Annotated in this window: 11 protein-coding genes; 6 read left to right on the top strand and 5 right to left on the bottom strand. The window is 72.6% G+C overall.

Features of this window, described 5'->3' with window-relative positions; genetic code table 11:
• Window positions 1–77: 77 nt before the first annotated feature.
• Window positions 78–1,226: a sugar phosphate isomerase/epimerase family protein gene (locus AC3RKB_RS04430; protein ID WP_491434768.1), complete on the bottom strand. Its 1,149-nt coding sequence runs from the start codon at window positions 1,224–1,226 to the stop codon at window positions 78–80.
• 315 nt (window positions 1,227–1,541) lie between these two features.
• Between AC3RKB_RS04430 and AC3RKB_RS04425 the strand changes: the two genes are divergently transcribed.
• A complete protein-coding gene (locus AC3RKB_RS04425) occupies window positions 1,542–2,873 on the top strand; it encodes an MFS transporter (RefSeq protein ID WP_491434767.1) in 1,332 nt (443 codons plus the stop codon).
• 78 nt (window positions 2,874–2,951) lie between these two features.
• Here AC3RKB_RS04425 and AC3RKB_RS04420 read toward each other — a convergent pair whose 3' ends face one another.
• Entirely contained in the window at window positions 2,952–3,614 is a 663-nt protein-coding gene (locus tag AC3RKB_RS04420; RefSeq protein ID WP_491434766.1) for an SDR family NAD(P)-dependent oxidoreductase, read from the bottom strand.
• Window positions 3,615–3,719: 105 nt separating this feature from the next.
• On the bottom strand, window positions 3,720–5,186 hold the full coding sequence (locus tag AC3RKB_RS04415) for a DUF6421 family protein (RefSeq protein WP_491434765.1): 1,467 nt from the start codon (window positions 5,184–5,186) through the stop codon (window positions 3,720–3,722).
• A 347-nt stretch (window positions 5,187–5,533) separates the two neighbouring features.
• Here AC3RKB_RS04415 and AC3RKB_RS04410 point away from each other — a divergent pair, with 347 nt between their 5' ends.
• From AC3RKB_RS04410 to AC3RKB_RS04395, 4 genes are all read left to right on the top strand, one after another.
• Complete coding sequence (locus AC3RKB_RS04410; RefSeq protein ID WP_491434764.1) at window positions 5,534–6,040, top strand: hypothetical protein; 507 nt, start codon at window positions 5,534–5,536, stop codon at window positions 6,038–6,040.
• A gap of 176 nt (window positions 6,041–6,216) precedes the next feature.
• Window positions 6,217–7,734, top strand: coding sequence for a polysaccharide deacetylase family protein (locus tag AC3RKB_RS04405; RefSeq protein ID WP_491434763.1), 1,518 nt, complete (start codon window positions 6,217–6,219; stop codon window positions 7,732–7,734).
• A gap of 55 nt (window positions 7,735–7,789) precedes the next feature.
• On the top strand, window positions 7,790–8,254 hold the full coding sequence (locus AC3RKB_RS04400; protein WP_491434762.1) for an LpqB family beta-propeller domain-containing protein: 465 nt from the start codon (window positions 7,790–7,792) through the stop codon (window positions 8,252–8,254).
• On the top strand, window positions 8,251–9,924 hold the full coding sequence (locus AC3RKB_RS04395; RefSeq protein WP_491434761.1) for a DUF5671 domain-containing protein: 1,674 nt from the start codon (window positions 8,251–8,253) through the stop codon (window positions 9,922–9,924). Before AC3RKB_RS04400 ends, AC3RKB_RS04395 begins: the two co-directional genes overlap by 4 nt.
• 9 nt (window positions 9,925–9,933) lie before the next feature.
• On the opposite strand, the gene AC3RKB_RS04390 is transcribed toward AC3RKB_RS04395, so the two are convergent.
• Together AC3RKB_RS04390 and AC3RKB_RS04385 are read right to left on the bottom strand one after the other, a co-directional pair.
• Window positions 9,934–10,404, bottom strand: coding sequence for a GNAT family N-acetyltransferase (locus tag AC3RKB_RS04390; RefSeq protein ID WP_491434760.1), 471 nt, complete (start codon window positions 10,402–10,404; stop codon window positions 9,934–9,936).
• 32 nt (window positions 10,405–10,436) lie between these two features.
• Window positions 10,437–11,651, bottom strand: coding sequence for an acyltransferase family protein (locus AC3RKB_RS04385; protein ID WP_491434759.1), 1,215 nt, complete (start codon window positions 11,649–11,651; stop codon window positions 10,437–10,439).
• A gap of 79 nt (window positions 11,652–11,730) precedes the next feature.
• On the opposite strand from AC3RKB_RS04385, the gene AC3RKB_RS04380 reads away from it, so the two are divergent.
• A complete protein-coding gene (locus tag AC3RKB_RS04380; RefSeq protein WP_491434758.1) occupies window positions 11,731–12,567 on the top strand; it encodes an SDR family NAD(P)-dependent oxidoreductase in 837 nt (278 codons plus the stop codon).
• The last annotated feature ends 6 nt before the right edge of the window (window positions 12,568–12,573 follow it).

The following is a 12,573-nucleotide window of genomic DNA, read 5'->3' as shown; positions in this document are numbered from 1 at the left end:
GAGGAGGTTCGGCGGGATCCATGTGTGGTCCCGGGCCGCGCGGGGGGTTCGGTCACCGCGCGGCCCGGAGTATCGCGTCAGCCGCGGAGCGCGGCCAGGTTCTCGTACGACGACGCCGCGTTCTGCAGCGACAGCGCCGGCGAGGCCGGGGCGGGCACCGTCGAGGCGTTGTCCTGCTCGTACATCGCGTTGTGGTAGCCCTTCGCCCCGATGCGCTGGAAGAACGTCGTGTAGTCGATGTCTCCCTGGCCGAACGGCACGATCGAGTAGCCGGCCGCGCTCGTGTTCTTGGCGCCGTCCTTCGCGTGGAAGAGCGGGAACCGGGTGGTCTGCGCCGCGACGAGGCCCGCCGGGTCGAAGACGTTCGGCACGATCGTGCCGTCGGGCGCGGTGTAGCTCTGGAAGCGGTGCTGGGCCACGTGCGCCCAGTAGACGTCCATCTCGAGGTACACGTAGTTCGGGTCGGTGTTCTGCAGGAACCACTCGAGGCGGCGGAGGCCGGTCGAGCGGGTCGGGCGACCGGCCGCGTCGAGCGGTCCGCTGTCGAGCAGGAAGCTGTACGCCGCGTCGTGGTTGTGCGTGTAGAGCTTGAGCCCGTGCGTCGCGGCCCGCTCGCCGAGGATGTTCCAGCGGTCGGCCGCAGCCTGCCAGTCGGCGAGGTACGAGCTGCTCGTCGGGTCGTTGCCCGTGCCGATGTGCCCGAAGCCGAGGATGTTCGCGATCTCGCACGCCTGGTCGAACGCGAGGAGCGTGGCATCCGTGATCGTGCTCGGGATCGAGCCGTGGTTGCCCTCGGCCTCGAGTCCGTTGTCGTCGAGCCAGGTGCGGAGCAGCTGGGCGCCGGCGACGTTGTTCACGTTGCCGCCCTCGGCGTTGGCGTGCTGGTTGTAGCCGGCGAACTCGATCTGCTTGTAGCCGATGCGCGACAGTTCCTGGAAGACCTCCTTGAAGCCCGAGGGCAGGTCGGTGGCCAGCGGGTCGCGGCCGACCGCGTCGCGAACCGTGTAGAGGATGATGCCCCGCTTGCCGGGCGGGACGAGCACGCCGTTGCCGCCGGGTGTGGCCGCCGCGGGTGCGGCGTGGGCGTGGGTGTGGCCGCCCGCGAGGCCGACCGCGGCGGCGGCGGCCATGCCCGTGGTCGCCGCCAGCAGCTGCCGGCGCGTCAGGCCGAGGCTGCGCCCGAGGATCCGGGCGTCGTGCTCGGCCTGTTCCGTCAGTTCATCCATGATGCTCCCTTGCACTGAACCGTTCGATGGGGACGGGCGGTGAGGCCCGCGACGCGGGAGGACCGCGCCCGACGCGAGGGAGGACTGAGCCACTCTTCGCACCGTTGCTCGTGAGTTGGCATCACGAACTTTTTCGGAGGCTACGGCATTTGTCTCGCTGAGGTCAAGCAAAAGCAATCGTGATATGCGCGGCTTTTCACATTCCACGACAAAAGCCTCGAAGTGCAGTGGGATTCGTACGTCCCATCCGATGGCCCTTGGGCGAAGCCCGTCCGGGGGGCATGATGGAGGCATGGGTCGTCCGGGGCGCCGCGAATGACCGCACCCGGGGGCCGCGAGGCGGACGGGCGTGCGGCCCGGCGCGTGCAGGGCACGTACTACACGCTCATGCTCGGCAACACGCTGGCGGCCTCCTTCATCTGGGGCATCAACACGCTGTTCCTGCTCGATGCCGGGTTGACCAACCTCGAGGCCTTCGCCGCGAATGCGTTCTTCAGCCTCGGGATGTTCCTGTTCGAGATCCCCACCGGCGTCGTCGCCGACACGCTCGGGCGACGCGCCTCCTACCTGCTCGGCACGCTCACCCTCGCCGCGACGACCGTCATGTACTGGCTGCTGTGGGTGTGGCAGTCGCCGTTCTGGGCGTGGGCGATCGTCTCCGTCCTCCTCGGCCTCGGGTTCACGTTCTTCTCGGGCGCGGTCGACGCCTGGCTCGTCGACGCGCTGCACGCGACCGGCTACACGGGCAGCCTGGAGGCGGTGTTCGGGCGCGCGGTCATCGTCGGCAACGTGGCGATGCTGAGCGGCTCGGTCCTCGGCGGCATCATCGCGCAGCTGTCGAACCTCGGCGTCCCGTTCCTCGTCAGGGCCGGCATCCTCATGGTCATGTTCGTCGTCGCCGCGCTCCTCATGCGCGACCTCGGCTTCACGCCCGAGCGCGGCGCCGGGCCCGTGGCCGCCACACGGACGGTGCTGCGCGCGTCGGTGCGCTACGGGCTCGGCAACCGGCCCGTCCGCTGGCTGATGCTCACGACGCCGTTCACGACCGGCGTCGGGTTCTACGCGTTCTACGCACTGCAGCCCTACCTCCTCGAGCTCTGGGGCGACGAGGGCGCCTACTCGATCGCCGGTCTCGCCGCGGCGCTGCTCTCCGGTGCGGGCATCATCGGCGGCATCCTCGCGCCGCACGTCCGTCGCCGCTTCCGCAAGCGCACCTCGGTGATCCTGCTCGCGACCGCCTCGAGCACGCTGGTGCTCGTCGCGCTCGCCTTCTCGGCGAACTTCTGGGTCGCGGTCGTGCTCATCGCCGTGTGGGGCGTCGCGTCATCCATCGACGACCCGGTGCACCGCGCGTACCTGAACGACATGATCCCGTCGAAGCAGCGCGCCACGGTGCTCTCGTTCGACTCGCTGCTGGGCAGTGCGGGCGGCGCGGTGGTCCAGCCCGTGCTCGGCCGCTCGGCCGATCTCGGCGGCTACGGCTGGTCCATGCTCTGGAGCGGCGTCATCCAAGCCCTCGCGATCCCGTTCGTGCTCCTCAGCCGCGCCGAGGGCGACCCGGCCGACACCGCGCGCGAGGTCACGTCGGCGCCGACGGCCGAGGACGAGCTGACGACGGATGCCGCGCTGCCGCCGACCACGGAGTGATCCGTCTCCGCGCCACTTCTGCGCGCTCCGCGCCATCCGGTCTGGCGCAGGGCACGTGGAAGCGGCGCGCCGACGCGCTCAGCCCGCGAGCGTCGTGACGCGTCCGTTCAGGTCGGATGCCGCGGCATCCGTCGACCACAGCGCGACGACCTCGTCGGCCAGGCGCGACTCCAGCCCGGCGAGGGCCTTCACTCGGAACGTGACCGCCGCGCCGGGCGACCCGGCCTTGGCGAACCCGTCGGCGAGGGAGCGCATCCACGACTCGCTCGCGGCCTTGACGGCCGTGTAGTTCGCGCCGCCGGCGGTCGGCCGCTCGACGGTCGTGGACGACACGATCGCGACGCGGCCGGCGTCGGAGGCGACGAGGTCGTCCCAGAACACGCGGCTCGCGAAGCGCAGCGCCGTGAAGGAGCGCTCGAGCAGCCGGTAGTCCTCCTCGGTCTGCCCCGGGATTCCGCCGCCGCCGCGCCATCCGCCGACCAGGTGCACGACGCCGTCGACTTCGCCGACCTTGGCGTGCACCCGCATGGCGAGTTCGAGCACGTCGTCGCCGTCGGTGAGGTCGGCGCGCTCGCCGATGACGCCCGGGATGTCGACCTCGAGCTCGTCGAGGCGGCCCCGGTGGCTGCCCACGACGATCACGCGGGCGCCCGCGTCGACCAGGGCGCGCGCGACGACCCGGCCCGACGCGCTCGTGCCGCCGGCGACGACGACGACGCGGTCCTGGAGTGCGCTGGTCATCGGGGAATCCTCTCATGACGCGAGTCACCCCGGGCGGCGGGGCGGATGCCTCGGGTATCCGCCGTCCCGGGGTGACTCGGCTTCGGGTGGCTGTTCGCCGGCGCGTCAGGCGTCGGCGGCGGTGATGCCGACCGTCGACTCGATGACCGGCTTCATCTTCTTCTCGAGCGCCTCGTAGAACATCGAGAGCGGGAACTCGTCGTCCATCACGAGGTCGGTGTAGCCCTTCGGCGGGCCGGCGAGCACCTCGCGCGGCAGCCCTTCGGCCCACACCGACGCCGGGTTGGGCGTCAGCACCCCGCGCACGAGCTCGTACGCGGCGAGCCAGTGCGCCGTCTTCGGGCGGTCGATCGACTTCCAGTACAGCTCGTCGATGGCGTCGCCGAGCTCGACGACGGCATCGGGGACCGCGGCCCAGTCGAAGCTCAGCGCGACGTCGGTCCACTCGAGCACGTGCTTCTGGTGGAGCCAGGCGAAGAGCAGCTGACCGCCGAGGCCGTCGTAGTTGCGAACCCGCGACCCGGTGATCGCGAACCGGAAGATCCGGTCGAAGATCACTGCGTACTGCACGAGCTTGGCGTGCTCGAGCAGCTGCGTGTCGACCGCGTCGAGCTGCTCGCCCCGGTCGACCCGCGCGCGGAGGCCGCGCTCGATCGTGACCGACTCGCGGAACGCGGTGAGGTCGCACCGCAGCTCCTCCAGCGAGTAGAGGAAGAAGGGCATCCGCTGCTTGATCATGAACGGGTCGAACGGCAGGTCGCCGCGCATGTGGGTGCGGTCGTGGATGATGTCCCACATCACGAACGTGCGCTCGGCGAGCTCCTGGTCGTCGAGCAGCGAGGCCGCGTCGGCGGGCAGCTCGAGCTTCGTGATCTCGGAGGCCGCGCGCACGACCCGGCGGTACCGGGCGGCCTCGCGGTCCTGGAAGATCGCGCCCCACGTGAACGGCGGGATCTCGCGCATCGCGACGGTCTCGGGGAACAGCACCGCCGAGTTGGTGTCGTACCCAGGCGTGAAGTCGACCAGGCGCAGGCTCACGAACAGCTTGTTGCCGTAGTCGCCGGCCTCGAGGTGCGCGATGAACTCGGGCCAGATCGTCTCGACGACGAGCGCCTCGACGTGCCGGTCCTGCGAGCCGTTCTGCGTGTACATCGGGAAGACGACGAGGTGGCGGATGCCGTCGACGCGGTGCAGCTGCGGTTGGAACTCCACGAGCGAGTCGAGGAAGTCGGGCACCCCGAGCCCCTCCGACTGCCAGCGACGGAAGTCGGCCTGCAGCGCCTCGAGGTACGCGGCCTCGTGCGGGAAGCGCGGTGCGAGGGCGGCGACCGACTCGACGATGGCGTCGACGAGTGCGGATGCCTCGGGCTTGTCGGACTCCTCGGGAACCGAGCCGTCCTTCACCTGCAGCGACTGCAGCGCGGTCGCGGACTCCTTGAGGCGAACCCACGCCGGGTCGGCCTCGACGCCGTCGGCGAGCGCGATGAGCTCGGCGGTGATCTCGACGCCGGTCTCGTCCTCGAGAACCTCGGGTTCGCCAACGATTGCAGCAGTCATGGTGTTCTGTGACATCGGAACCTCCGTTCTCAGCTCGGCGCCGGTTCGGCGACGGATGGCGCGACGGGATCGTTCGCGCGGTTCAAGGCTACGTGCGCGACCTCCGCGATTGATTGCGGACGGACGCAGGATTCATGCGTTGACGCAAGGATTCGCGCTCGCAAGCTGCGAGCGGGTCGGCGGCCGTCCGGGGCACTGCGGGAGGCATCCTCCGCTCGGAGCGTGATCGGAACGACGACACTGAGGGAATCTCAGGATTTTCCCACGTCACCTCAGGTGACCGCCCGGATCCCGCCGGAACCCATCCTTCGTACCTTCGCCTCAACCCGAAAGCCACCAGAGGCAATGGAAGGAATCGAACCATGAACACCAAGCCGGCGGCACCCGTGATCTTCACCGTGTCGCTCGTGGTTCTCATCGGCGGCGGTGCAGGCACCGCCGCATGGGGCGGACCGGTCCAGGGCGACCGCTCCGCCACCGTCGTCGGGCTCGCCCGCGGCGACGTCGTCGTGCGCGACTACCTGTCGCCCACGAAGGGCGCCGATCCGATCCGGGCGATCGAACGATCGGGCACGCAGGCCGACGCGTTCAGCGCGGACGCGCTCCGCGAGCTGCACTCGCAGGCCGTCGCGCCGCAGGCCGTCCCGGGTTTCACCGCGGACGCGCTCCGCGAGCTGCACTCCCAGCCCGTGACGACGCGATCCGACCGGTCGTACAGTGCGGATGCCCGACGCGAGATGCACGCGCCGGCGCCCACGCAGCCCGCACCGGACGGCCTCAGCGCCGACGCCATCCGCGAGATGAAGTCCGGTGCACCGAAGGGCGGCACCGTCGACGACGTGCTGTCGCCGCTCGGCGGAGACAGGTGAACCCACGACTCCGACTGCATCGAGCGGAACGGGCGCGGCGATCCCGATCGGGAGCCGCGCCCGTTCCGCGTGCACCCGACGGTCAGCCGCACTGGCTAACGTGGCGGCATGCACCGGGCGCGGGGAGGGCGCCGACGGACGTGGCCGGCGCCCGTCGCGCTCGCGGCTGCGCTGCGATGAGCGCGTGCACGTCGCCGGGCGGCGGCGCGGCGCCCGCGACCGACTCGGCCGCGCCATCCGGATCGCCCGCCCAGACCGCCGCGCCGACGACCACCGCGGCCCCGCCGCAACCGGGGCCCCGGGTCGTGGCGGGCCCGCCCCGGCTCGGTCCCGACCGCACCGGCGCACTCGTCCCCAGGCTCGCCGCGATGCGTACCGACGGGTTCGCCGCGGCCGCGCGATGGGCGACTCCGCCCGGCGTCACCGAGCTGGGGGACGCGCTCACCGCTCGCGTCGAGACGGCGCTCCGCGCCTACGCCGGCGAACGCGGCGCGGCCTGGTCGCCCGGGGTCGACATCGTCGCCGGCGGCTCGCGCGACGCGTGCTGGGGCGGTTCGATCACCGGGCCGGTCGAGCACCGCCTGGCCATCGACTGCGCCGTGGTGGTCGCCTCCGGCACGCTCGTCGGCGAACGACTCGTCGTGACGCGCCGTGATCCCGCCGCGGGCACGGTCGTCACGCGCGAGGTCTGGTACGCGGATGCCGCGGGCGGCGCGCCGTTCGACGGCGCCGCGCTCTACCGCCCGGGGGGAGAGCAGCGCGTGCTCGCGCTCGTGGCCGAGGCGCTCCGCGCCGCCGAGCGGATCGCACCGGGCGAGGAGCCCTTCGCGGCGCTCGACGCGGCGGGCGCGCGCGCCGCCCTGGCCGACTCGGCGGTCACTCCGGCCGGGGTCGTCGTGACCCTGCCCGTGGCGTCGGGGGCGGCGTCGGGCACGGGGCAGGGGGAGGACGCGCGGCTGACCTCCGTGCACGTGCCGGCACGGCTCCTCGACCCGTTCCTGTCGGACGCGGGCCGGGCGGCCATCGCCGCGGCCGCCTCCGGCACCCCGTACACGCCGTCGCCGACGCCGGCAGGAGCCGACCCGGTCGACTGCACGCTGGTCGCGTGCGTCTCGATCACGTTCGACGACGGCCCGTCGTCGCTGACGTCGGGCCTGCTCGACGTGCTCGATCGAGAGCGCGCCCCCGCGACCTTCTTCGTCCAGGGCGGCGCCGTGCAGTCGCGCCCGGAGGTCGCCGCGCGGGTCGTCGCATCGGGCCACGAGATCGGCAACCACACGTGGCGACACCCGAACCTGACGAAGCTGCCCGACGAGGAGGTCCGCAGCGAGGTCGAGCGCACGCAGGGGGCGATCACGGCGGCGACGGGCGAGGTCGCGTCGAGCATGCGGCCGCCGTACGGCGCGTCCGACCAGCGCGTGCGCGACCTGCTCGGTCTCCCGGTCGTCGTGTGGGACGTCGACACGCTCGACTGGCAGGACCCCGGGCCCGCCGTGGTCGCGGAGCGCGCGGTCGGGCGGAGCTCGCGCGGCAGCATCGTCCTGATGCACGACACGCACGAGCAGACCGTCGAGGCGGTGCCGGCCGTCATCGACGGCCTCCGCGCGCGGGGCTTCACGCTCGCGACGGTCGAGGAGCAGCTCGGCGGCGCCCTGCCGGCCGCGGGCACGATCGTGAGCCACGGACCGCGCTGAACCTGCGTGACCTTGGTCCGTGGGCGACGCGCCGTCGCACGTCATCATTCGGAGCATGGACGCCACTCCGGCGCGGCCCGACCGCACCCTCCTCGTGATCCTCGGCGTGATCGCCGCGCTCGTGATCATCGCTCTCATCGTCGTGCTGACGCGCGGCGAGCCGGCACCCCTCGACGAATCCACCCCCGAGGGCGTGGTGCAGCGCTACTCGGCGGCCGTGATCGACGGCGACGAGGAGGCCGCGAAGGCGTACCTCGTCGCCGAGCTCGCCGACGACTGCGTGCGCATCGAGACGAGCCCGGCCGGGAGCATGCGGGTGACGCTCATCGACACCGAGGAGCGCGAGGATTCCGCGGACGTGCACGTGCGCATCGTCACGACGTACGGCGGCGGACTGCTCGGCTCCGACGAGTACGAGGAGGAGGGCGTGTTCGACCTCGTGCGGGAGGGCGACGGATGGCTCATCGAGCGCGCCCCGTGGCCGCTCACGATCTGCGACCCGACGGAGGTGAACCGATGACCGGCGCGGTCGGATCGGAGCCGCCCGTCGCCGACGCCGTCGACGCGTCGGCCGCACCCGGTGGTTCCGCGCAGCGCACCGTGCGCCGCCTGATCGTCTACACGCTGCTCGCGGTGCTCGTCACGATCGCGGCGATCGGCGTCGCCGGGTTGCTCGAGCGGCTCCTCGACCGCGCCGCGCCGCTCGCGGGCGGCGGCACGACCGACCTGGCGCTCTCGCTCGCGTTCACGTTCATCGGCGGGCCGCTCGCGGCGGTGCTGTGGTGGTCGGTGTGGCGCCGGCTCGCGGACGAGTCGGAGCGGACCTCGCTCGCGTGGGGCCTGTACCTCGCGGTGCTGTACCCGGTGTCGCTCATCGTCGCGACGTCGGCGCTGCTCGGCGCGGCCGCATCGCTCATCGCCGGGCGCTGGCCGGCCGCCGAGGTGGCGACCGCGTTCACGTGGGCGGTCGCCTGGGCGTGGCACCGGTGGATGCTGCGCCACCCGCGGAAGGGGCCGGTCCGGCTGGCGACGGTGCCGGCCGTGATCGCCTCGGTCTACGGGCTGGTGCTCGGCATCGGCGGCGCGGTCACGGCGCTCGGTGAGCTCCTGGACGCTGCGATCCGCGGCGCCGACGCGACGTCGATCGCCGGCGGGCCATGGTGGCGCCTGCCGCTCGAGGCCACGGTCTCGGTGCTCGTCGGCGGGGCGATCTGGGCGTGGCACTGGTTCCGCGACGGCACGCGGCACCTCGTCACCGGCCTGGCCGACGTCGCGCTCGTGGTGATCGGGGTGCTCGCGACCGCGGCAGTCATGCTCGGCGGCATCGGCGTGGGGCTGTTCGTCGCGCTCCGCCTGCTCTTCGATCCGGGCGAGCCGGCCGCGATCGTGCTCGAACCGCTCGGCACCGCGATCGCGGCGGCTGCGGTGGGCGCGCTCGCCTGGGCGTACCACCGCCGCATCGCGCTCGAGCGGTCGGAGCGCACGCGCCGTGCGGCGCGCCTCGTGATGTCCGGCCTCGGGCTGGTCGCCGCGGCGTCGGGCATCGGCGTCGTGCTGAACGCCGGGCTCGCCGCGCTGGCCGATCCGCTCGCGTCATCCGGAACCCGCACGCTGCTGCTCGGCGGCCTCAGCGCGCTCGTCGTCGGCGGGCCCGTGTGGTGGCTGAGCTGGCGCCCGACGCGTCGCGTCGAACCCGCCGAGAGCGCCGACACCGGGCGCCGGGTCTACCTCGTCGTCGTCTTCGGCATCAGCGCGGTCGTCGCACTCGTCGCGCTGCTCGTGGTCGGCTACCGCGTGTTCGAGTTCGTCCTCGATCCGGTCACGACCGCGAGCCTCATCGATCGAGTCCGGGCGCCGCTGGGCCTGCTCGTCGCGACCGCGCTCGTCTTCGCCTACCACTTCGCGGTGTGGCGCCACGACCGCGCCGTCATCGCCGCGCACGGGCTCGCACCGGGGCGGCGCATCGGCCGCATCGTGCTCGTCGCGGCGGGCGACACGGACGCGCTCGAGCGCGCCGTGCAGCAGTCGACGGGCGCCTCGGTGACGGTGTGGCACCGTGCCCTGGCCGAGGCGGGCGAGGCGCCGGATGTCACGACGATCGTCGCGGCGCTCGAGGGCGTGACCGCGCGACGCGCGCTCGTGATCGCCGGACCGGGAGACCGCGTCGAGGTCGTGACGCTCGCCGACTGATCCGGGGGGCTAGAGCGGCTTGGCCATGTGGACCGACGCCGTGCGGTAGCCGAGCGCCTCGTAGAGCGCGATCGCGCCCTCGTTGTACGCGAACACGTTGAGCATGAGCGAGGTCGCACCGTGCTCGCGCGCCACGGCCTCGGCGGCGAGCATGGCGCGACGGGCGACTCCCCGGCGGCGGTACCCGTGGTGCACCATCAGGTCCCACACCCACCACAGCGTGCCCCCGTCCTCCCACGGGCCGAGCCACAGCCATCCGGCGTCCTCGTGGTCGAGGCGGATGGTGTGCAGCAGCTGGCCCGCGACGATCCGGCCGTCGGGGAAGAACCGCTCCTCCGAGGCCCGCCGGCCGGCCGCCGCCTGTTCGGGCGTGTCGCCGGCCTCGATGCGGGCCTGCTCGTAGTGGGCCATCGCGACGGGCAGCCACTCGGCGACCTGCGCATCGCTCTTCAGCACGAGTTCCACGCGATCGGGGCTCATCGCACCATCGTGGCATCCGCCGCCGCACGAGGCTAGATGATCCTCGCGAGCCACGGCACCCGGCTGACGAGCAGCCAGGCGAGCGCGAACGACCCGGTGACGCCGCCCGCCGCGACGATGATCGCCTTGAGCTCGGCCGGAAGGCCGAGCGGCCGGAGCGCGACCGCAAGGCCGATGAGGACGAACCCCTGCAGGAGGAAGGCGCCGTACGCACTCCGACCGAGCACCTCGCCTCCGCGGACGGGGCGGGCGAGGCGGCGCTGCGCGGCGCCGAGCAGCCACAGGGATCCGAAGACCATGAGCGCGCTCTCGACGACCGCGAACGCCAGCGCGGGCCACGTCCATCCGCCGAACATCAGCCCGGTCAGGTCGCCGCGGAACGCGACGAACAGCAGTCCCGCCGCCGCGGCCCCGGCGACGAGCGTGATCGCCCGGCTGCCGCGGAGGAGGCGGTCGGGCACCTCGGTGAGCCAGCCGCGAGCGGACGCGGTCACGCCGAGGCCGAAGAGGGCGAGGCATCCGGGCCATTCCCAGAAGTTGAGGTCGGCGTACCACTCGCTGCCGTACGGGAAGACGAGGCGCACGAGGACGGTCGCCGCGGCGGTGGCGACCGAGAGCACGGCCAGGTCGGCGAGCCGGATGTCGCGGGCCGACGCCTCCACGCGCGCGTCGTCCGCCGCGCCCGTGTGGGCCGGGTCGGCCGGCTGGACCGCAGGGCGCCGCCGACGGCGCAGAACCGCGATGCCCGCGTACCCGAGCGAGAAGGCCAGGAGCACCCCGAGGAACCACAGGTGCCCGGTGTCGATGTAACCCTCGTCGCTGAGGTACTCCTCCCAGAACGATCCGGGTGCTGCGCCGAACGGGTGGTACAGGGCGTACATGAGCGCGGGCCAGATCACGAAGGTGAAGAGCGCGAACGGGATGCCGAGCCGCAGCAACCGGTCGACGACGAAGCGCCGCGCCCCCTTGCGTCGGAACGACGGCGGCGTGAGCAGGCCCGCGACGAGGAACAGCAGCGCGATCATGAACAGGCCGAAGGGCACGACGAGGACCGCCAGCACGATCTCGGTGACGGGGTGCAGCGTCGTCTCCTGCACGTCGGCGTACGACCAGTACTGGTCGGATCCGACGTAGCCGAGCACGGCGTGGATCGCGATGATCGCGCCGATGAGGAGCACCTTGAGGTTGTCGAGGTACGTCGCGCGGCCCGAGGTCCATCCGGTGCGCGCGGGAGTGTGCGCCACCATGCCGTGCAGGCTAGGCCGCGCCGCAGTGTGCCGGCAGGGGCGAACGGCCCGCGGGCCGGAGCTTGCGAGAATGTTCGGCATGGCGAGAACCGCGCGCGGAGCGCACATCCTGATCACCGGCGCAGCGGGCGGCATGGGCCGCATGTACGCCGAGCGCGCGGTCGCCGACGGCGCGGCATCCGTCGTGCTCTGGGATCGGGACGCCCCGGCGCTCGCGCGCGCTGCCGACGAGCTCGGCAGCATCGCCCGCGGACGCACGCAGGTGCGGTCGTACGCGGTCGACGTGTCCGAGCTCGGCGCGATCGCGAAGGCGGCGCACCGGGTGCGTCGCGAGGTCGGCGACCCCGACGTGCTGGTCAACAACGCCGGCATCGTCCGCGGCAACCGCTACTTCTGGGAGAACCACGCGGGCGACGACGTGCGCCCCACCATGCTCGTCAATGCGCTCGCGCCCATGTACGTCGCGCGCGAGTTCCTCCCCGCGATGATCGCGTCGGGACGCCCGTCGCGCGTGGTGAACATCGGCAGCGCGGCGGGCACGCTCGCGAACCCGCGCATGGCGGTCTACGCGGCGTCCAAGGCAGCCCTCAACGGCTGGAGCGACTCGCTGCGACTCGAGCTCCAGCAGGCCGGGCACGCGCACGTGAAGGTCACGACCGTCACGCCGTCCTACATCTCGACCGGCATGTTCCACGGCGCCCGTGGTCCGTTGCTCGCGCCGATCCTCGAACCCGAGGTCGTCGTCGACCGCGTGTGGCGAGCGATGCTCGACGGCCGGCCGCTCGTCGAATTGCCCGCATCGGTGCGACTGTCGCGGGCGCTGCGCGCCCTGCTGCCGACGCGGGTGTTCGACCGGGTCGTCGGCGACGCCTTCGGCGTGTATCGCTCGATGGACGGGTTCCGCGGGCGCGACTGACGGGCG

This window comes from Agromyces capsici (assembly GCF_058349965.1).
Note: the sequence above shows the minus strand (reverse complement) of the source record. Positions and strands in the feature narration are given on the sequence as shown.

What these genes read in the sequence shown, in the direction of transcription:
- AC3RKB_RS04430 (WP_491434768.1), bottom strand. Translation starts at nt 1,226, where the DNA reads ATGGATGAACTGACGGAACAGGCCGAGCACGACGCCCGGATCCTCGGG.
- AC3RKB_RS04425 (WP_491434767.1), top strand. Translation starts at nt 1,542, where the DNA reads ATGACCGCACCCGGGGGCCGCGAGGCGGACGGGCGTGCGGCCCGGCGC.
- AC3RKB_RS04420 (WP_491434766.1), bottom strand. Translation starts at nt 3,614, where the DNA reads ATGACCAGCGCACTCCAGGACCGCGTCGTCGTCGTCGCCGGCGGCACG.
- AC3RKB_RS04415 (WP_491434765.1), bottom strand. Translation starts at nt 5,186, where the DNA reads ATGTCACAGAACACCATGACTGCTGCAATCGTTGGCGAACCCGAGGTT.
- AC3RKB_RS04410 (WP_491434764.1), top strand. Translation starts at nt 5,534, where the DNA reads ATGAACACCAAGCCGGCGGCACCCGTGATCTTCACCGTGTCGCTCGTG.
- AC3RKB_RS04405 (WP_491434763.1), top strand. Translation starts at nt 6,217, where the DNA reads ATGAGCGCGTGCACGTCGCCGGGCGGCGGCGCGGCGCCCGCGACCGAC.
- AC3RKB_RS04400 (WP_491434762.1), top strand. Translation starts at nt 7,790, where the DNA reads ATGGACGCCACTCCGGCGCGGCCCGACCGCACCCTCCTCGTGATCCTC.
- AC3RKB_RS04395 (WP_491434761.1), top strand. Translation starts at nt 8,251, where the DNA reads ATGACCGGCGCGGTCGGATCGGAGCCGCCCGTCGCCGACGCCGTCGAC.
- AC3RKB_RS04390 (WP_491434760.1), bottom strand. Translation starts at nt 10,404, where the DNA reads ATGAGCCCCGATCGCGTGGAACTCGTGCTGAAGAGCGATGCGCAGGTC.
- AC3RKB_RS04385 (WP_491434759.1), bottom strand. Translation starts at nt 11,651, where the DNA reads ATGGTGGCGCACACTCCCGCGCGCACCGGATGGACCTCGGGCCGCGCG.
- AC3RKB_RS04380 (WP_491434758.1), top strand. Translation starts at nt 11,731, where the DNA reads ATGGCGAGAACCGCGCGCGGAGCGCACATCCTGATCACCGGCGCAGCG.